Source organism: Pseudacidovorax sp. DMC4, from assembly GCF_056314265.1.
Genome location: NZ_JBQUYR010000001.1, coordinates 753,404 through 771,553 on the forward strand (window position 1 = coordinate 753,404; position 18,150 = coordinate 771,553).

The 18,150-nt window shown below is 71.1% G+C and carries 17 protein-coding genes; 8 read left to right on the forward strand and 9 right to left on the reverse strand.

Going from position 1 to position 18,150, the window contains the following annotated elements; translation table 11 throughout:
• Positions 1–56 precede the first annotated feature (56 nt).
• The 5 genes from ACT54X_RS03480 to msrA form a co-directional block, all read right to left on the reverse strand.
• Entirely contained in the window at positions 57–2,153 is a 2,097-nt protein-coding gene (locus tag ACT54X_RS03480) for a TonB-dependent receptor (protein ID WP_476345031.1), read from the reverse strand.
• Positions 2,154–2,235: 82 nt separating this feature from the next.
• Positions 2,236–2,649 (reverse strand): hypothetical protein, encoded by a 414-nt coding sequence (locus ACT54X_RS03485; RefSeq protein WP_476345033.1) that lies wholly within the window; start codon positions 2,647–2,649, stop codon positions 2,236–2,238.
• A 19-nt stretch (positions 2,650–2,668) separates the two neighbouring features.
• Positions 2,669–4,843, reverse strand: coding sequence for a TonB-dependent receptor (locus tag ACT54X_RS03490; protein ID WP_476345035.1), 2,175 nt, complete (start codon positions 4,841–4,843; stop codon positions 2,669–2,671).
• 79 nt (positions 4,844–4,922) lie between these two features.
• Positions 4,923–5,348, reverse strand: coding sequence for a hypothetical protein (locus ACT54X_RS03495; RefSeq protein WP_354318808.1), 426 nt, complete (start codon positions 5,346–5,348; stop codon positions 4,923–4,925).
• Positions 5,349–5,389: 41 nt separating this feature from the next.
• On the reverse strand, positions 5,390–5,950 hold the full coding sequence (msrA, locus tag ACT54X_RS03500) for a peptide-methionine (S)-S-oxide reductase MsrA (protein ID WP_476345037.1): 561 nt from the start codon (positions 5,948–5,950) through the stop codon (positions 5,390–5,392).
• 112 nt (positions 5,951–6,062) lie between these two features.
• Here msrA and ACT54X_RS03505 point away from each other — a divergent pair, with 112 nt between their 5' ends.
• The 5 genes from ACT54X_RS03505 (at position 6,063) to alr (ending at position 10,588) form a co-directional block, all read left to right on the forward strand.
• On the forward strand, positions 6,063–6,764 hold the full coding sequence (locus tag ACT54X_RS03505; RefSeq protein WP_476345039.1) for a TetR/AcrR family transcriptional regulator: 702 nt from the start codon (positions 6,063–6,065) through the stop codon (positions 6,762–6,764).
• Positions 6,765–6,805: 41 nt separating this feature from the next.
• On the forward strand, positions 6,806–7,477 hold the full coding sequence (locus ACT54X_RS03510) for a protein-L-isoaspartate O-methyltransferase family protein (protein WP_354318810.1): 672 nt from the start codon (positions 6,806–6,808) through the stop codon (positions 7,475–7,477).
• A 111-nt stretch (positions 7,478–7,588) separates the two neighbouring features.
• Entirely contained in the window at positions 7,589–7,930 is a 342-nt protein-coding gene (locus tag ACT54X_RS03515; protein ID WP_354318811.1) for a rhodanese-like domain-containing protein, read from the forward strand.
• Positions 7,931–7,943: 13 nt separating this feature from the next.
• Entirely contained in the window at positions 7,944–9,305 is a 1,362-nt protein-coding gene (locus tag ACT54X_RS03520; RefSeq protein ID WP_476345042.1) for a TolC family outer membrane protein, read from the forward strand.
• 140 nt (positions 9,306–9,445) lie between these two features.
• Positions 9,446–10,588 carry an alanine racemase gene (alr, locus tag ACT54X_RS03525; protein ID WP_476345044.1) on the forward strand — a complete coding sequence of 381 codons (1,143 nt, stop codon included), beginning with the start codon at positions 9,446–9,448 and terminating at the stop codon, positions 10,586–10,588.
• Between the two features lie 118 nt (positions 10,589–10,706).
• Here alr and ACT54X_RS03530 read toward each other — a convergent pair whose 3' ends face one another.
• Both ACT54X_RS03530 and ACT54X_RS03535 read right to left on the reverse strand, forming a co-directional pair.
• Positions 10,707–12,353 (reverse strand): 3-deoxy-D-manno-octulosonic acid transferase, encoded by a 1,647-nt coding sequence (locus ACT54X_RS03530; protein ID WP_476345046.1) that lies wholly within the window; start codon positions 12,351–12,353, stop codon positions 10,707–10,709.
• Between the two features lie 2 nt (positions 12,354–12,355).
• Positions 12,356–13,738, reverse strand: coding sequence for a phosphomannomutase/phosphoglucomutase (locus ACT54X_RS03535; protein ID WP_476345048.1), 1,383 nt, complete (start codon positions 13,736–13,738; stop codon positions 12,356–12,358).
• 111 nt (positions 13,739–13,849) lie between these two features.
• Between ACT54X_RS03535 and ACT54X_RS03540 the strand changes: the two genes are divergently transcribed.
• From ACT54X_RS03540 to ACT54X_RS03550, 3 genes are read left to right on the forward strand one after another with little or no spacing between them, the layout of a single operon-like run.
• Complete coding sequence (locus tag ACT54X_RS03540; protein ID WP_476345049.1) at positions 13,850–15,391, forward strand: DNA-3-methyladenine glycosylase 2 family protein; 1,542 nt, start codon at positions 13,850–13,852, stop codon at positions 15,389–15,391.
• Positions 15,388–15,981 (forward strand): methylated-DNA--[protein]-cysteine S-methyltransferase, encoded by a 594-nt coding sequence (locus ACT54X_RS03545; RefSeq protein ID WP_476345051.1) that lies wholly within the window; start codon positions 15,388–15,390, stop codon positions 15,979–15,981. The genes ACT54X_RS03540 and ACT54X_RS03545 overlap by 4 nt, the downstream gene beginning before the upstream one ends.
• Positions 15,978–16,901, forward strand: coding sequence for a DMT family transporter (locus ACT54X_RS03550; RefSeq protein ID WP_476345053.1), 924 nt, complete (start codon positions 15,978–15,980; stop codon positions 16,899–16,901). Before ACT54X_RS03545 ends, ACT54X_RS03550 begins: the two co-directional genes overlap by 4 nt.
• A gap of 11 nt (positions 16,902–16,912) precedes the next feature.
• Here the strand turns inward: ACT54X_RS03550 and ACT54X_RS03555 are convergent, their stop codons facing one another.
• Positions 16,913–17,365, reverse strand: a complete 453-nt coding sequence (locus tag ACT54X_RS03555) for a hypothetical protein (protein ID WP_476345055.1) — start codon at positions 17,363–17,365, stop codon at positions 16,913–16,915.
• A complete protein-coding gene (locus tag ACT54X_RS03560) occupies positions 17,353–18,117 on the reverse strand; it encodes an FAD:protein FMN transferase (RefSeq protein ID WP_294369823.1) in 765 nt (254 codons plus the stop codon). The genes ACT54X_RS03555 and ACT54X_RS03560 overlap by 13 nt, the downstream gene beginning before the upstream one ends.
• Positions 18,118–18,150 lie beyond the last annotated feature (33 nt).

Consider the following 18,150-nt stretch of genomic DNA (forward strand, 5'->3'; position numbering starts at 1 on the left):
TGGCATAGGCGCGGGGCCGGGTGATGGACCGCCCTGCCCCGCCCCTCGGCAGCCGATCAGAAATCGACGCGCAGGCCCACCTTCACGCTGCGGCCGGGCAGCGGCGCGCGGAGGTAGACGGTGGTGGTCAGGATCGAGGTGGCGCTGTAGGCCAGTTCGTTGCCCAGGTTGTCCACTCGCGCGTACCACAGCAGGCTGGCGCGCTGCACCTTCATGCGGTAGCCGAGGGAAGCGTTCCACAAGGTATAGCTGTCCGTGGCGCGGTCGGTGGCCGGCACGCGCTTCTGCGCGGCATAGTGGTCGAAGCCGACGCGTGCGCTCCAGGGCCCGCTGGTCCAGGCCAGCGTGGCGCCGACGCGCACCGGGGCGATGCGCGGCAGCGGCTCGCCGGTGTCGGTGTTGGTGGCGCGCACGGCATCGGCGCGCCATTCCAGGTCGAGGTTGCCACCGGCCAGCGGACGCAGGCCATCGTTGCCCAGCAGGCGCAGGCTGCCGCTGGCCTCGATGCCGGTGAAGCGGGCCCGCACGCCGCGGTAGACGTATTCGGCCAGCAGTTCCTCGTCCAGCGCGGCGGCCAGGGCTTCCTCCGAGCCACCGGCAAAGGACTCGCCCTCGTCGTTGCGCAGGTTGCCGGTGGCCGTCAGGCCGATGTAGTTGCGGAACTTCGACCAGTAGGCGTTGACGCGCGCGTTGTGGGGCCCGGACTTCCACTGCGCGCCGATGTCGGCGCCCAGCGAGCGCTCCTTCTGCAGATTGGTATCGCCCACCTCCCAGGCTGCGGTGGCCACGTGGGGGCCGTTGGCGAACAGCTCATAGTCCTTGGGCGCGCGCTCGGTGTAGGCCAGGTTGCCCGTGATCTGCCACTGCGGCGCCACGTTGTAGAGCAGGCCGAAGGAGGCGCTGTGTGGGTTGAAGCTGCGCTCGCCCAGCGCGAAGCGGGTGATGGAGAGGTCGTCCGGATAGCCCTGCGACGACACCTTCACCCGCTCGGTGCGCGCACCGAAGCTGAGCTTGCCCCAGGACAGCGGCAGTTCCTCGTACAGGAAGAGCGCATCGCTGCGCGTGCGGCTGTGCGGCGCGAAGGCCTCATCGCCGTCGGCGGCGAAGCGCGTGCGCTCGCTCTGCAGGCCGATCAGGCCCTCGAAGCCCGCGATGGGACGGTGGCGCGCCTCGATGCGCAGGTCGTTGCCCTTGTTCTTGAAGGTGGTGCCCGGTGAGCCGCCTTCGTACTCGGTGTGCCTGTAGTCGGTGTGGCTGGCCTTGGCATGGATGCTGGTGAAGAAACCGCCGGGGCGCCATTCGCCCTCGATGGCCTGGCGTTGCTGGCGCATGCCGATGGTGACGTCGTCCTCGGCCACGGTGCCGTAGTTGCTGCGGTAGTCGCTGACCGAGGCGCCGATCCAGCCGGCACCGCCGAAGAACAGCGTGCCGCCGACGGCACCGCCACGGCTCTCGGAGGCCGAATTGCAGATGCGCTTCTGCAGCACGTTGACGCCGCCCTTGCCGCACTCCAGCCAGGTGGGCGCATTCACGTCGTCGGCATGGCGGCGGAAAGCGTCGACATGCAGCGCGAAGCGGTCGTTGCCGCCTTCGAGCACCACGGCGCCGCTGCCCTCCTTGCTGCCGCTGGCGTAGCTGGCATCGGCGCGGCCGCCAAAGCCGTTGATCGGCTCCGTGGGGATGCGGTTGTCGATCACGTTGACCACGCCGCCCACGGCGCTGCCGCCATAGAGCAGTGCGCCGGGGCCGCGCAGCACCTCGATGCGGTCGGTGACGAGGGCGTCGGTGGGCACCGCATGGTCATAGCTCAGGGCCGAGGCATCGAGCGAGGCGCCGCCGTTGGAGAGGATGCGGATGCGGTCGCCGTCCTGCCCGCGGATCGTCGGCCGGCTGGCGTTGGGCCCGAAGTAGGTGCTGGAGACGCCCGGCAGGCCCTGCAGCGTCTCGCCCAGTGTGGACTGCGAGCGGTACAGCAGCGCGCTGCCCGACAGTGCCTCGACCGGCGCGATGGATTCGGCCGCGCCGAGCGGATTGCCCGTGACGGTGATGGTGTTCAGGGTGGCACCTTCGGTCGCGGACTGGGCATGGGCCAGCGTGGACAGGGCAAAGAGAACGGCCGCGCCGATGGCGTGGCGATGGAATTGGGGAGTCATGAGGAAGCTCGTTGAATTCGAAAAGACGTGCCGCCACGGCCCGCACAGGGCGGTCGCGGCAGCGTCGAGGAAGCACGGGAATTCAGCGAGCGCCGGGCGGACCGCGCGCATCGAAGTGCACGGTCCATCGGTAGATGGCGCGGACCTGGAGGCAGGCGAAGGTGGCCGCGGGCAGCGCCACCGGCATCAGCACCAGCGGCACGCCCGGCAGGCCGGCGCCGTGCGACAGCACGTCGTACAGCCGGCATTCGGCATCGGTCTTGTCCGCAAACAGCGCATGCAGCCAGCGATGGCGCGGCGCCTGGAGGGTGGCGCCGTCAGTCGGTACAGCGGGCGCGACGGATGCTGCGGATGTCGTGGCAGTCGTTCGCCAGGCGACATGCGGATGCTTGCCCGGCGCATGCAGGGTGCCGTGCACCAGGCCGAGCGTCGCCGTCACCCACACTGCGACGAGCAGTGCGAGCGCGACGAGGCGCGACGGCCTGGAGCGATTCATCCGCGTGCGTTCCGCCAGATCAGAAGTGCGTGGTCATGCTCACGTACAGGCTGCGGCGGGTGCCGTACTGCGGCGCCCCCACCCCCACGCCCGTGCCGTCGCGCAGCAGGTACTTCTCGTCGAACAGGTTCAGCACCGCGATGCGGCCCACCACATCGCCGCCGTCGCCGTACTTCCAGGTGTGGGAGTAGGCGGCATTGACCACGGTGTAGTGCGGCAGCGCCGCGCTGTTGGGCGCGCCGCCGTCGGGCGTGCGCCGCAGGCCGCTGCCGTAGATCACGTCGCCGCTGACCTGGTCGTCGCCGAAGCGGTAGCTGGCGCCGGCCGAGGCCGTGTAGGTCTGGTCATGGTCGAGGTACACGTAGTGGTTGGCGATGTAGCTCAGCTCGTCCGCGCCGAAGAGCGACTGGCTGGACACGATGTTCTTGCCCATCGCCTTCTGGTGGGCCAGGTTGGCGTAGGCGGCCCAGTGGTCGTCGCTGTAGCGCGCCGACAGTTCCAGCCCGCGCGCGAAGCCCTGGGCATAGTTGAAGGGCGACAGGATCAACGCCTGGCCGAACTGGCCTTCGTCGAGCAGGTTGTCGATGTGCTTGTAGTACGCATCGGCCGACAGCGACAGGTGATCGCCCACCTTCTGGTCCACGCCGATGTCGAAGTAGCGCGAGCGCTCGGCCTTCACCGCGTCGGAGTTGGCCACCTCGGGCTGGTTGGTGGTTCCGGTGTAGAGGTTGATGCTCTGCTGAGAGGCCAGCTCCTGCGGTGGCGGGGTGAAGTAGCGCGCGAAGCCGGCATGCAGCGCGGTGCTGTCCGTGGCTGCATAGGCCAGGTTCAGCCGCGGGCTCCACTGGTGCTCCTTGGTGTACGCGTTCACGCTGTCGTAGCGCAGGCCGTAGTTGAAGGTGAGCTTCGGGTCGATGCGCCACTCATCCTGCAGGTACAGGCTGGCCAGCTCGCCCGTCTTGCCCGAGTTGTCGTTGATGAGCACCGGCATGTCGCCCACCTGCGCGCCCGTGTCGTCGACCGGGAACACGTTCACCGCATTGAGGCTGCGCGTGCTGGCCCGGGTGTACAGCCCGCCGAAGCGCAGCGTGTGGGCATCGCCCAGCTTGTACGAGGCATCGGCCTGCAGGCCGTTGGACGAGTTGGTGCGCTCGGTGTCCGAGGCGACGCCGTTGTAGATCAAGTCGCCCACCGGGTCGGGACGGTAGTGGAGGCTCGAATACTGGTGGAAGGCCGAAAGCTGGAAGTCCAGCGCGCCCAGCGACTTCTGGTACGACAGCGCAACGAAGCGCGTGCTCTCGTTCTGGCGCTCGCGCACCTGCGACGAAGGCAGGCCGTTGTAGCCCGAGCCCAGGTCGCTGAAGCCGGCCAGCGAGAAGGCCGGCGTCTGGTTCGGATTGGTCGGGATCTGGAACTTGCCGTCGTAGGTGCCGAACATCAGGCCCAGCCGCGTGTCGTCGTCCAGGTAGTACGAGAAGTTGCCGAAGGTCTTGCCCTGGCGGGTGCGGTCGTTCTGGGCATTGAGCGTGGGCTGCGGGTTCTCGATGCCCTGGCTGTTGCCCACGCCACTGGCCGAAAGGTAGTAGCTCAGGTTGCCCTGGGTGCCGTACACCGAGCCGCTGCCTTCCAGCGTGTTGTGGCTGCCGAGGGTGAAGCCCAGCGAGCCGCCGGGCTTGCCGAAGCCCTGCTTGGTCTGGATGTCGACCACGCCGGCCGTGCGCAGCCCGTACTGGGCCGGCAGCGCGCCGGTCAGGTAGGTGATCGAGTCGATGTAGCGCGTATCCAGCGTCTGGCCGAAGCCGGAGATGCCTTCGGGCAGCTGCACGCCGTTGATGCGGTACTGCACGTTGCCGTGGTCGTCACGCACATGCAGCGAACCGGAGGCCTTGGAATCCTTGGCCACGCCGGGCAGGGTGAGCAGCACGTCGTCCAGCGGCGTGGCGTCGCCCTTGCCCAGCGCGCCGATGGCGCTCTGGTCGATGCGGTAGACGGTGGCGCCGGTCTCGGGCGACAGCTCCATGCGCGCCTTCTTCAGGCGCTCGGAGGTGACCTCGACGGTGGACAGCGTCTGGGGCTGGACGGCGATGGCAGACGGCGTGTTTCCGGCAGCGGGGGCGTCCTGCGCAAAGGCAGGCACGCACAGGAGCGTGAGAACGGCAATGCCGATGGCACTGCGAGGGAATTTCTGGGGCATGAGAGGTCACTGGCGAATCGATGAACAGGCCGCTGCCGCCCACGCAGATGCGGGCGGCAGAAGCCAGGGCTCGGGGGATTCAGCGAGTGACGGGCGGACCGCGCGCGTCGAAGAGCGCCACCCAGCGCCGAAGCGCCTCGCCCTGCATGAAGGCGAACACCGCCGCAGGCGGCAGGTTGGGCAGCACAGGGAGCACGAGGGTGGGCATGGCCGCATCGTGCTGGAGCTGGTCCAGGATCAGGCAGAGCGCGCTGCCGTCGTCATGGTCGTCGAACAGCGCCGCCAGGCCGTGGTGCGCGGCATGCACCAGGGGGTGTACGCCTTGGGCAGCCAGCGAAGGACCATGACCCCCACCGTGGGTCTCTGCCTGAATCGCGTGCCCCCCGCCCGCATGCATGTGCAGCGTGCGGTGCATGAGCCCCAGCGCCGACGCGAACACCAGCACCCACGCCAGCGCGATGGCCAGCGCAGGCGAGGCGGTCGGGCGAAGGAAGCGGGGCGGCATGCGGGCGCGAGGTTCTTTCTTACGTGCAGGGATGGTGGGCCTCAGCCCTTCTTCACCCGCTCGGCAAAGGTCTTGCGGAACTTCTCGACCTTGGGCGCCACGACGAAGGCGCAGTAGCCCTGGTTGGGATGCTTGACGAAATAGTCCTGGTGGTAGTCCTCGGCCGGCCAGTAGCGCTGCAGCGGCGCGATCTCGGTCACGATGGGCACGCCGCCATAGGCCTGGTGGCTCGCCAGCTCGGCCACAACCTCGCGCACGGTGGCCAGTTGCGCCTCGTCGGTGGTGTAGATGGCGCTGCGGTACTGCGGCCCGACATCGTTGCCCTGGCGGTCGGGCGTGGTCGGGTCGTGCACGACGAAGAAGATGTGGAGGATCTCGCGCAGGTCGATGACGGCCGGGTCGAACTGCACCTTGATCACCTCGGCATGGCCGGTGGTGCCGCTGCAGACCTGCTCGTAGGTGGGATGGTCCACATGCCCGTTGGCGTAGCCGGACTCCACGTCCAGCACGCCTTCGACGCGGTCGAACACGGCCTCGGTACACCAGAAGCACCCGCCCCCGAGGACGATGGTCTGCGGCGATGCGGCTTGGGTCTCGGACATGGCGCTTCTCCTGGGCAAACGGGCGATTGTGCCGTCTCGCCTTGACGCCTGCAGAACCGGCGGCCAATAATTAATAACCAACCGGTCATTAACTTTGTTGTCCTTCCCGCCCATGGGTTCCTCTGCCTCCCTGCCCTGCCGACTGCGCGACGCCATGACCGGCGCCAAGCGCGCGCGTCGCAAGGAGGCCCGACCGGGCGAGCTGCTGCAGGCCGCACTCGACCTGTTCGTCGAGAAGGGCTTCGCCGCCACCCGGTCGGAGGACGTGGCCGCCCGCGCCGGCGTCTCCAAGGGCACGCTGTTCCTGTACTTCGGTTCCAAGGAGGAGCTGTTCAAGGCGGTCGTCACCGAGAACCTGGCCGGCCGCTTCACCGAGTGGAACCAGGAGTTCGAGACCTTCGAAGGCAGCAGTCCCGACATGCTGCGCTATGCGCTCAACACCTGGTGGCAACGCGTGGGCAGCACGCAGGTGTCGGGCATCAGCAAGCTGATGATGAGCGAGGGCCGCAACTTCCCCGAGCTGTCGGCCTTCTACCACCAGAGCGTGGTGGCGCCGGGCAATGCGCTGGTGCGCCGGATCCTGGAGCGCGGGATCGCCCGCGGCGAATTCCGCGCCCTGGACCTGGACCACGCCGTCCATGCCGTGGTGGCGCCGCTGCTCTTCATGATCCTGTGGAAGCATGCGCCCGAGGTGTGCGGCGGCACGGCCGCGCTGGACCCGGCGCGCTATCTGGCCGCACAGGCCGACCTGCTGCTGCACGGCATGTGCACCCGGCAGGGGCTGGCCGCGGACGGCGGCGCGGCAGGCTCCTAGAATCCCGGGCTTTGTCCGTTCTGCGTCGCCCCGCCCCCACCATGACCGCCTCCCTCGTCACCGATCCCCTGCGCTTCAACATGATCGAGCAGCAGATCCGCCCCTGGAACGTGCTCGACCTCGAGATCCTGGAACTGCTGACCGAAGTGCGCCGCGAAGACTACGTGCCCGCCGCCCACCGCGGCATGGCCTTCTTCGACATGGACATCCCGCTCGGTGACGGCCCCGGCCAGGTCATGCTCTCGCCCAAGATGGAAGCGCGGCTGCTGCAGGACCTGCATGTCAGGAAGACCGACTCCGTGCTCGAGATCGGCACCGGCTCCGGCTACATGGCCGCCCTGCTCGGCGCCCGCGCCGCCCGCGTGCTGACGCTGGAGATCGACCCCACGCTGGCCGCCACGGCCGCCCAGACCCTGCAGCGCAACGGCGTCGGCAACGTCGAGGTGCGCCATGCCGACGGCGCCAATCCCCTGCCCAGCGGCCCGACCTTCGACGTGATCCTGCTCAGCGGCTCGGTCGCCCGCATCCCGCAGAACCTGCTGGGCTCGCTGAACATCGGCGGCCGGCTGGCGGCCATCGTCGGCGACGAGCCGGTGATGCGCGCCCATTTCGTCACCCGCACGGCCGAAGGCAAGTGGGACACCCAGGAGCCCTGGGACACCATCGCCCCGCGCCTGCTGAACTTCCCGGAGCCCTCGCGCTTCAACTTCTGACCGGCACCGACCGCGCCTCGACCGCCATCCGTTCGCGCTGAGCCTGTCGAAGCGCCGGACCGGGACGTCGAAGGGGCGCCAGGGACGGTCTCCTGCCCACCCAGCGCCACCATGATCGACCAAGTCCCTCCCGCCCACCTGCAAGCCTGGTTCGACCAGACGCCCGACGCGCCGGCCGTGGTGCTCGACGTGCGCGAACCCTGGGAGCTGCAGACCGCCAGCGTGAAGCCCGAGGCTGGCTTCACCGTGGTGGCCGTGCCCATGAACGAGATCCCTGCCCGGATGGCCGAGCTGGACCCGGCCCAGCGCATCGCCTGCCTGTGCCACCACGGCGCCCGCAGCCAGCGGGTGGCCGCCTTCCTGGCCCACAACGGCTACGAGCAGGTCGCCAACATCAGCGGCGGCATCGACGCCTGGTCGCAGCAGCGCGACCCTTCCGTTCCCCGCTACTGAGCGGCGCACGCTCATGCGCCCGCTCGTTCTTCGCGCGGTGGCCCTGGCGGCCGCCACGCTGGCCCTGCATGGGCCGGCCGCCGCCCAGAACCTGGGCAGCCTCTACGACGCTGCCCGTGGCTACGACGCCAGCTACCAGGCCGCCCGCGCCCAGGCCGAGGCGACCACGGCCCGCGGCGAGCAGGCCCGAGCCGGCATCCTGCCGCAGGTGGGCTTTGCCGCCAGCGCCTCGCGCACCGACTCCGACATCCGCACGCCTGCCGGCACCGGGCCGCGTGACTTCTCCACGACCCAGGTCGGGGTGCAGGCCACGCAACCCATCTACCGACCCGCCAACTGGGCGAGCTACCAGCAGGGCCAGCGCCAGGCCGCGCTGGCCCTGGCCCAACTGCAGCTGGCCGAGCAGGACCTGATCGTGCGCGTGGGCCAGGCTTATTTCGACCTGCTGTCGGCCGAGGACAGCGTGCGGCTCATCCGCGCCCAGAAAGCCGCCGTGGCGGAACAGCGCGCCACGGCCCAGCGCAATTTCGATGTCGGCAACGCCACCGTCACCGACCAGCGCGAGGCGCAGGCCCGCTACGACCTGGTCGTCGCACAGGAGATCGCGGCCGAAAACGACCGCCAGGTGCGTCAGGTGGCCCTGGACCAGTTGGTCGGCCGCAGCGGCGCCACACCGTGGGCACCAGCCGGCGCCGCGTTGCCCGTACCGCCCCAGCCTGCCGATCTGGCCACCTGGGTCGCGCTGGCCGAGGACGCCCATCCCGCCATCGCCCAGGCACGCATCGGCGTGGACGTGGCGGCCCTGGAGACCGAGAAGGCCAACGCCGGCCATCTGCCCACCATCGATGCCACGCTGAGCTACGGGGTCAATCGCAATCCGGAAGGCACGCTGACGACGACGACGCCGACCACCGTCCACGCCACCCAGGCTGGCGTGCAGCTGAACCTGCCGCTGTTCGCCGGCTTCGCCGTGCAGAACCGCATCCGCGAGACGCTCGCCCTGGAAGACCAGGCCCGCGCCCAGCTCGACGGCGCCCGCCGCAACGTGGCGCAGGCCACGCGCACGGCCTGGCTGGGCCTGGCCTCGGGGCGCAGCCGCGTTGCCGCCCTCGAAGCCGCCGAGGCCTCCAGCCGCAGCGCGCTCGAAGCGACGCAACTGGGCTACCAGGTGGGCGTGCGCGTCAGCCTGGACGTGCTCAACGCCCAGGCCCAGCTCTACCAGACGCAGCGCGACCTGGCCGCCGCCCGCTATGCCGTGCTGCTGGGCGAGCTGCGCCTGCGGCAGGCGGCCGGCACCCTGGACGCCGAGGCGCTGCGCCCCATCGACGCACTGTTGTCGCCGGCCCCGATGGCTGCGGTCAGCCCTTCCCGCTGAGTCCGCACGCCCGGCGGCGCGCACCATGGCGGCCGTCAATCCTGCGGCCGATCACCGCAAAAACCGTGAAGGCTGCGGCGGGCTGCTGCCTATAGTCCCGTTCTTCCCCGCCCAGCACCGTGATCACGGTGATCGTGCCGATGAACGCTTCTGTCGCCCCTTCCCGTCTTGCCCCTGGCGCGCCCGAGATGGCCGCCCTGCCCGTCTCCGATCGCCCATCGCGCGCGGTCATCGACCTCGACGCGCTTCGCCACAACTACCGCCTCGCGCGCCAGCGCCACGGCGGCCGGGCCTTTGCCACCGTCAAGGCCGACGCCTATGGCCACGGCGCCGTCCCCTGCGCGCAGGCGCTGGCGTCCGAGGCAGACGGCTTCGCGGTCGCCTTCCTGGCCGAGGCCCATCCACTGCGCGCCACGGGCCTCACACAGCCGATCCTGATCCTGGAGGGCTGCTTCTCCGCGGCCGAACTGGTCGCCGCGCATGCGCTGGACTGCTGGGTGGTGGTGCACCACGAAGCGCAGCTGCGCGCCGTCGAGGCGCATCCGGAACTCGTTGGGCTGAATGTGTGGCTGAAGGTGGACAGCGGCATGCACCGCGCCGGCTTTGCGCCGCCCGAGGTGCGCGAGGCGCACCGCCGTCTCGCCGCCTGCCCGCAGGTTGGCGCGATCACGCTGATGACGCACTTTGCCCGCGCGGACGAGCCCGACAGCCCCGCCACCGCCGCGCAGATCGCCTGCTTCGAGGCCGCGACGGCCGGCCTGCCCGGCGAGCGCAGCCTGGCCAATTCCGCCGGTGTGCTGGCCTGGCCCGCCGCCCGCGGCGACTGGGCACGACCCGGCATCCTGCTGTACGGCGCCGATCCGCTGCCCGTGCCCGATCCGGCGCTGCGCGCGGTGATGACGCTGGAGAGCGAGGTCTTCGCCGTGCGCGAGCTTCAGCCCGGCGACGCGCTGGGCTACGGCGCCCGCTTCGTGGCCGACGCGCCCTGCCGCGTGGGGCTGGTCGCGATCGGCTATGCGGACGGCTATCCGCGTGTGGTACCCACGGGAACGCCGGTCTTCGTCGGCGCGCACGCGAGCCGCATCGTGGGCCGCGTGTCGATGGACATGCTGACGGTCGACCTGACGGCGCTGCCGCGCGAAGGCATCGGCAGCCGGGTGGAGTTGTGGGGACCACGCGTGCCGATCAATACCGTGGCCGCCGCGGCCGGGACGATCAGCTACGAACTGCTGTGCCATGTGCGGCGCGTGCCGCGGGTGTACGTGGGCGGCGCGGCAGGCTGAACGCTGCGCCGACCGAACCAGAGCCGGCTGAACGATCGCCCAACCCAACGCTGAGAGGCTGCAGAGTCACAGGCTGCGCATGGCGCCCTCTTCCCTTGCGGGAGAGGGCCCGCTCCGATCAGCCCCTGCGCTCTTCGGGCACGATGAGCGGTGCCTCGGGGTCGAACACCGGCTCGGCGCGCTCGCCCGGGGCATGGCCCGTCGGCGGTACGGTCTTCGAGGCCGATGCGGCCACGGTCCCCGGCTCCGCCATCGGTTCCGTCATCGGCTCCGGCGCCAGCGACGACGATGCCTGCAGTGGCGGCTCCGTCCGCGCAGCCAACGACGGGTCGGCAGACGCGGCCATCGTGTCGGACCCGGCAGCCATAGCAACCGGCTCCGGATCGGGCACCGATTGCCCCAGCGCCAGGATGGCCGCCGCCGTGCGCTCGGCCGCGCCGCGGTGGCTGCCGGCAAAGCCCAGCGCCGCCTGCGACATCGCGGCGCAGCGGCCCTTGTCCGCCACCAGCGACAGCGCGTGCACCACGGCCTTCATCATGTCGTCCACGCGCAATGCACCGCCGGCGGCAATGGCCAGTTCGGCCGCCTCGGCAAAGTTGAAGGTGGACGGGCCCATCACGATGGGGCAGGCACAGGCCGCCGCCTCGATCAGGTTCTGTCCGCCCAGGGGCGCGAAGCTGCCGCCCAGGAGCGCGGCTTCTGAGAGGCCGTAGTACAGCGCCATCTCGCCCAGCGAATCGCCCAGCCAGATCTCCTCGCCCTCGGGCGCGCCCTCCGCAGTGGACCGGCGCACGCAGGCGAAGCCGCGCTGCGCGATCAGCTCGGCCACCGCGTCGAATCGCTGAGGGTGCCTCGGCACGATCAGCCACTGCACATCGCAGGCACGCAGCCGTGGCAGGTGGCGAGCGCGCTCGCCACGCGGGCGGCCGGGGTTGCCGTCCGCCGCCGCAGCGGGACCGAAGTCGTCACTCGACGGCGCGGTGGTCCAGAAGTGGCGCAGCGCATCGAGCAGCATCGCCTCCTCGCCATCACGCGAGCTGGCGAACACCACCACCGGCTTGGGCAGGCGCGCACGCAGGGCCTGCGCATGCACCAGTTGCCGCGCATCGGGCTGCGCATCGAACTTGAGGTTGCCGAACACGCCGCCCAGCTTGGCGCCCAGCGACACGAGGCGGTGCGCATCGGCCTCGCTCTGGGCCCACACGGCCGCCAGCGAGGCATACGCCGGCCGCGCCAGCGAGGACCAGCGCTCGGCCTTGGCCAGCGACTTCTCGGACAGGCGGGCGTTGGCCAGCGTGAGCGGAATGCCCCGCTGTGCGCAGGCCGCTGTGAGCTCGGGCCAGACCTCGGTTTCCATCAGCACGCCGATGCGTGGACGGAAGCGGTCGAGGAATGCGGCCACGGCCTTCGGCGTGTCCCAGGGCTGCCAGACCTGCACATCGCCGTCCTGCAACAGCTTGGCGCCCTCCTCCCGGCCCGTGGCGGTGCCATGGGTCAGCAGGATGGGCACGCCGGGAAGCTGCCGGCGCAGTTCGGCGATCAGGATGCCGGCGGCGCGCGTCTCGCCGAGCGAGACGGCATGCACCCAGCAGGCGTCGCGGATCTGCAGCGCGGGGTCGTACACGCCAAAGCGCTCCGCCACCGCATGGGCATAGCCCGGCTCGGCCTTGGCGCGCTTGCGCAGCTTGCGTTTGAGAAGGGGCTGCGCGAGGCGGGTGAACCACCCGTAGAGGCGCAGCGCGGGAGAACGGGAAACGCGCGGCACGCTCAGTGCGCCGCCTCCGCGAAGCTCGCGTCGGGCTTGACCGACTTGAGCAGCGCCGTCATGGTGGCTTCGATGCGGTGCAGGGCTTCCTGCGTCTGACCTTCGAAGCGCAGCACCAGCACCGGCGTGGTGTTGGAGGCGCGCACCAGGCCGAAGCCGTCCGCCCAGTCGACGCGGATGCCGTCGATGGTCGAGACCTTGGCGTCGGCGTCGAACTTCGCCTTGGCCTTCATCTCCTCGACCAGCTTGTGCGGCTCGCCCTCGTTGCACTTCACGTTGAGCTCGGGCGTGGAGAAGCTGGTGGGCAGCGCGTTGAGCACCTCGCTGGCGTTGGGATGGGCCGACAAAATCTCCAGCAGGCGGCAGCCGGCATAGGTGCCGTCGTCGAAGCCGAACCAGCGCTCCTTGAAGAAGATGTGGCCGCTCATCTCGCCGCCGAGGGGCGAGTCGAGCTCCTTCATCTTGGCCTTGATGAGCGAATGGCCGGTCTTGTAGATCAACGGCTGGCCGCCCGCGGCCTCGATGGCCGGCGCCAGGCGCTGCGTGCACTTGACGTCGTAGACGATGGTGCCGCCCGGCACGCGCGAGAGCACGTCCTTGGCGAACAGCATCATCTGGCGGTCGGGGAAGATGTTGTTGCCGTCCTTGGTGACGATGCCCAGGCGGTCGCCGTCGCCATCGAAGGCCAGGCCCAGTTCGGCATCGGTGGTCTGCAGGGCCTTGATCAGGTCCTTGAGGTTGTCGGGCTTGCTGGGGTCCGGGTGGTGGTTGGGGAAGTTGCCGTCCACCTCACTGAAGAGTTCGATCACCTCGCAGCCGATGGCGCGGTAGATGGCCGGGGCCGAGGCGCCGGCGATGCCGTTGCCGGAGTCGACCACGATCTTGAGCGGGCGCTGCAGCTTGATATCGCCGGTGATGCGCTCTACGTACGCGGGCAGCACGTCCACCTTGCGGACGCTGCCGCCTTCGGCCAGTTGGGCGCTGCCGTCTTCCATGACCTTGCGCAGGCCCTGGATCTCGTCGCCGTAGATGGCGCGGCCGGCCAGCACCATCTTGAAGCCGTTGTAGTCCTTGGGGTTGTGGCTGCCCGTGACCTGGATGCCCGAGGTGCACAGCGTGTTGGCCGCGAAGTACAGCATGGGCGTCGTCACGGCGCCGATGTCGATCACCTCCACCCCCGTGGCCACGAGGCCGCGGATCAGCGCCTCGGCCAGGCTCGGGCCCGACAGACGACCGTCGCGCCCCACGGCCACCGTGCGCTCGCCAGCGGCGCGCGCGGCGCTGCCGAATGCGCGTCCCAGCGCCTCGGCCACCTCCGCATCCAGGGTGCTCGGCACGATGCCGCGGATGTCGTACGCCTTGAAGATCGAGGGGCTGAGTTGCATGGCAGGGTGGGGAGGAAATGACAACAAAAGTGACGGCGACGATTGTAGGCACCGCCCCTCGTGGCTCGCATGTCCGGAAATGGCGCATTTGGGTGGCTTCGCACAGGTAGCATGCCCCGCATGAACACCCGGCCCGACGCCTTGACGGATACCGAAGGCGACGCCTGTTACCTGGCGTTGAAGACGCGCGACGCACGCTTCGACGGCGCCTTCTTCACGGCCGTGACGAGCACCGGCATCTACTGCCGGCCGGTGTGCCGCGTGCGCCTGCCGCGGCGCGAGAACTGCCGCTTCTTTCGCCATGCGGCGCAAGCCGAGGCAGCAGGCTTCCGACCCTGCCTGCGTTGCCGGCCCGAGCTGGCGCCGCGGGCCGTCGATGCGCCCGCATGGAGCACCGAGGATGCCTCGCGCATCCTGGCGCGCCAGGCCGCGCGCTTGATGGACGAACCCGAGCTGTGGGCGGACGCTGCCGACGACGCGCAGCCCGGCCGCATGGTGGCCCGCATGGCCGAGCGCCTGGGGGTGAGCGACCGGCACCTGCGCCGTCTGTTCGAAGCCGAGTTCGGCGTCTCGCCCCTGCAGTACCTGCAGACGCGGCGCCTGCTGGCCGCCAAGCAGTTGCTGGCCGATACGCGCCTGCCCGTGGCCGAGGTGGCCCGCGCCAGCGGCTTCGGCAGCGTGCGGCGCTTCAATGCCGCCTTTGCCGAGCGCTACGGCCTGAACCCGCGCGACCTTCGCCGCGCCCGCGAGGATGAGGACCAGGGCGACGCGAACGGCGCCTCGCTCACGGTGCGGCTGGGCTTCCGCCCGCCCTACGACCTGGCGACGCTGCGCGAATTCCTGGGCCGCCGCGCCCTGGCTGGCGTGGAGCGGCTCGATGCCGATGGCCGCTTCCTGCGCACGGTGCGCATCGGCACGCACACCGGCTGGCTGGTGCTGGGCTTCGACCTGCCGGCCTCGCAGGTGCGGTTGACACTCGGCGAATCGCTGGCGCCCGTGCTGCCGATCCTGGCCAGCCGCGTGCGGGCGCTGCTGGACCTGGATGCCGATCCGTCCGCCATCCATGCCGTGCTCGGCCCCTCCTACCCCGCGGCCGAAGGCCTGCGCGTGCCCGGCACGCTCGATGGCTTCGAGCTGGCGGTGCGTGCCGTGCTGGGCCAGCAGATCACGGTGGCCGCCGCCCGCGCGCTGGGCAGCCGGCTGGTGCAGGCGCTGGGCGAGCCCGTCGCCACGCCCTTCGCGGGGCTGGACCGGCTGTTCCCCACACCCGCTGCACTGGTGGCCGTCGATGGCGAAACACTCGGCCGGCTCGGCCTGGTGCGCCAGCGACAGGCCGCCTTGCGCGCATTGGCCGAAGCCGTGCTGGACGGCCGGCTGGCGCTGCATGCCGGCGCCGAACCCCAACGCACCTGCGCCGCCCTCCAGGCCCTGCCCGGCATCGGCGCCTGGACCGCGCAGTACATCGCCATGCGCGCATTGCGCTGGCCCGATGCCTTTCCCGCCGGCGACATCGCGCTGCAGAAGGCCCTGGGCGTGACCCAGGCCCGCGCGGCCGAGGCCGCGTCGCAGGCCTGGCGGCCCTGGCGCAGCTACGCGGTGCTCGCCGCCTGGCACGGCCTGGCCGCGCCTCCCTCCACGAAGGACCCATCATGATCCCTGTCCCTTTCCGCGCCCGCCGCGTCGCGCTGCGTACCTGCCACATCGACACGCCTCTCGGCGGCGTCCTGCTGGCCGCCAGCGCCGACGGCCTGGCCGGCCTGTGGTTCGACGCACAGCGCCACCACCCCGACACCACCGGCTGGGAGCCCGATCCGAACCATGCGCTCTTGCAGGACGCCGCCGGCCAGTTGCAGGATTACCTGGCCGGCCGGCGGACCGGCTTCGAGCTGCCGCTGGACCTGTCCCGCGGCACGCCCTTCCAGCAGGCGGTGTGGCATGCCCTGCTGGCGATTCCGCGTGGCGGCACGCACAGCTACGGCGGCCTGGGCCTGGCGCTCGGCCGGCCGGCCGCCATGCGCGCCGTCGGCGCCGCCGTGGGCCGCAATCCGCTCAGCGTGATCGTGCCCTGCCACCGGGTCATCGGAGCCGATGGCAGCCTGACGGGCTACGCGGGCGGCCTGGAGCGCAAGCGTGCGCTGCTCACGCTGGAAGGCGTGGCGCTGCCACCGGCGGACCGAGGGCCGGCCGCGAGGCGCGTCGGCAACACCCCGACCGCGCGCGAGCGAACGCGGGAGGTGGCGTGAGTCCGCCGCGTTCTGCATCACGCCCCTGGCTGATCGATCTCGTGCTGCTGGCGGCGCTGTGGGGCGCATCCTTCCTCTTCATGCGCGTCGGGGCCGCCGAGTTCGGCGCGCTGCCGGTGGCGGCCATGCGCGTCGGCATCGCCGCGCTGGTGCTGGTGCCGCTGGTGCTGCTGCGTGGCCAGGGCGCCGACCTGCGCCGCCACTGGCGGGTGACCAGCGGCGTGGGCATGCTCAATTCGGGCTTGCCCTTCGCGCTCTTCTCCTTCGCACTGCTGACCATTCCCACCGGCCTGGCGGCGGTGATCAACGCCACGGTGCCGATGTTCGGCGCGCTGGTGGCGTGGGCCGTCTTCGGAGACCGGCCGGACGGCTCGCGGGCGCTGGGGCTGGTGGTCGGCTTCGTGGGCGTGGCGCTGCTGGCCAGCGGCTCCACCGGCCTGCACACCGGCGCGGGCGACTGGCGCACGCTGTGGGCCGTGCTGGCCTGCCTGGGCGCCTGCCTTTGCTATGGCCTGTCGGCCAGCGCGGCCCGGCGCTGGCTGCAGCCGGTGCCGCCCCTGGTCAATGCCGCCGGCAGCCAGATCGGCGCGACGGCGCTGCTGGTGGTGCCCGCCGCGCTCAGCTGGCCCAGCCAGATGCCCGGCCTGCGTGCCTGGCTGGCTCTGGTGGCGCTCGGCGTGGCCTGCACCGGGCTGGCCTACATCCTGTTCTTCCGGCTGATCGCCCGCGCGGGGCCAGCCAAGGCATTGACCGTGACCTTCCTGGTGCCAGTGTTCGCCGTCTTCTACGGCTGGCTGCTGCTGGGTGAGCGGGTGACGGCCTGGGTGCTGGGCTGCGCGCTGGTGATCGTGTGCGGTGTGGCGCTGTCGAGCGGGCTGGTGCGCCTGCCTGGGGCGAAGCGCGCAGCCCCGAAGGCCTGATCGACGCGCCGTCAGGCCGGCGGGTCGCGGCGCCGCCCGCGCCACAGGTGCCAGGGCAGCGCCGCGGTGACGGCCAGGCCCAGCGCGACATGGGCGACATGCACGCCGTCGCGCCATTCCTCCGCGCCGTAGAGCAGTGCCAGCGCCGTCAGCGCCGCCGCCGCGAACAGGCCCAGGGCGCAGGCCCCGGCAGCGCGGTTGCGCCGCGCCTTCCAGGCCACCACCACGTGATGCGGCAGCACGCTGCCCAGCGCCACCAAACTGAGCGCACCCGTGAGGCCATGCACGATCCACCATGCCGTGAGCTGCGGCGGCAGCCGGTGCCATGCATCCAGCAGCAGGAACCAGCCCACGCCCGAGGCGGCGCACAGGCCGAGCACCCCATACAGGCTGCGCCGCTGCCAGCGCGGCAGGCGGCCGATGCGGCTGGCGTGGGGTCGGCCGTGCCGCGTCACAGCACCCATCCTTGCGCACCGAAGGCCGCCAGGCAGCCGTGGGCCTGGGCGCCGCCCAGCGCCAGCACCTTGGTCAGGCCGTCGGCCAGTGCACAGGTGGGCGCCACCACGGTGTAGCTGGCGCCGCCGGCCAGCGCCTGCCCGCTGCGCGGGTCCACGATGGCGGACCGCAGCGGCTGGGCCTGAAGGCGCGCGCCGGCACCGGGCGCCGAGGTGGCGACCGCGCCATCGGCCAGGTCCCCCAAGTGCCTCACCCGGCCGGGCACCGACGGATCACGCACATGGATGGGCTGGGGCACTCGGCCCAGCACACGCAGGTCGCCGCCTGCGTTGACCCGGCCCTGGCGAATGCCCGCCGCGCGCAGCGCCGCCACGGCGCGATCCACGGCATGGCCCTTGGCGATGCCGCCCAGGTCGACGCGCACCGGCGCGCCCACCCGCACCCGCGCGGCGGGCAGGAGTTGCAGGACCCTCTGACTGGCCCCCGGCCGGCCCGCATCCGCCGCACAGTCGAAAAGCCCCGCAGACGCCTGGTGGAGTTGACCGGCCAGAGCCAGCACGTCCCAGGTCCAGGGGTCGATCACCAGCACCGCGCCGGCCGGCGCCGCGGCGATGCGGCAGAGGTCCGAATCCGGCCGGTGCGGCGACATGCAGGCCTCCACGCGTTCGATGGCGGCATAGGCCGCCTCCACGGCGCCCAGCACCTCGGCGGCCGACATGCCGGCCGCCGGCTCGGCCATGACTTCGACATAGGTGCCCATCGCCGGACGGCAGCGGCGGACGGGGGCCGCGGC

Coding starts and splice junctions, on each gene's coding strand:
- alr (WP_476345044.1), top strand. CDS start 9,446: ATGAACGCTTCTGTCGCCCCTTCCCGTCTTGCCCCTGGCGCGCCCGAG.
- ACT54X_RS03485 (WP_476345033.1), bottom strand. CDS start 2,649: ATGAATCGCTCCAGGCCGTCGCGCCTCGTCGCGCTCGCACTGCTCGTC.
- ACT54X_RS03560 (WP_294369823.1), bottom strand. CDS start 18,117: ATGGGCACCTATGTCGAAGTCATGGCCGAGCCGGCGGCCGGCATGTCG.
- ACT54X_RS03520 (WP_476345042.1), top strand. CDS start 7,944: ATGCGCCCGCTCGTTCTTCGCGCGGTGGCCCTGGCGGCCGCCACGCTG.
- msrA (WP_476345037.1), bottom strand. CDS start 5,950: ATGTCCGAGACCCAAGCCGCATCGCCGCAGACCATCGTCCTCGGGGGC.
- ACT54X_RS03540 (WP_476345049.1), top strand. CDS start 13,850: ATGCCCCGCATGAACACCCGGCCCGACGCCTTGACGGATACCGAAGGC.
- ACT54X_RS03495 (WP_354318808.1), bottom strand. CDS start 5,348: ATGCCGCCCCGCTTCCTTCGCCCGACCGCCTCGCCTGCGCTGGCCATC.
- ACT54X_RS03480 (WP_476345031.1), bottom strand. CDS start 2,153: ATGACTCCCCAATTCCATCGCCACGCCATCGGCGCGGCCGTTCTCTTT.
- ACT54X_RS03510 (WP_354318810.1), top strand. CDS start 6,806: ATGACCGCCTCCCTCGTCACCGATCCCCTGCGCTTCAACATGATCGAG.
- ACT54X_RS03535 (WP_476345048.1), bottom strand. CDS start 13,738: ATGCAACTCAGCCCCTCGATCTTCAAGGCGTACGACATCCGCGGCATC.
- ACT54X_RS03505 (WP_476345039.1), top strand. CDS start 6,063: ATGGGTTCCTCTGCCTCCCTGCCCTGCCGACTGCGCGACGCCATGACC.
- ACT54X_RS03545 (WP_476345051.1), top strand. CDS start 15,388: ATGATCCCTGTCCCTTTCCGCGCCCGCCGCGTCGCGCTGCGTACCTGC.
- ACT54X_RS03490 (WP_476345035.1), bottom strand. CDS start 4,843: ATGCCCCAGAAATTCCCTCGCAGTGCCATCGGCATTGCCGTTCTCACG.
- ACT54X_RS03515 (WP_354318811.1), top strand. CDS start 7,589: ATGATCGACCAAGTCCCTCCCGCCCACCTGCAAGCCTGGTTCGACCAG.
- ACT54X_RS03555 (WP_476345055.1), bottom strand. CDS start 17,365: ATGGGTGCTGTGACGCGGCACGGCCGACCCCACGCCAGCCGCATCGGC.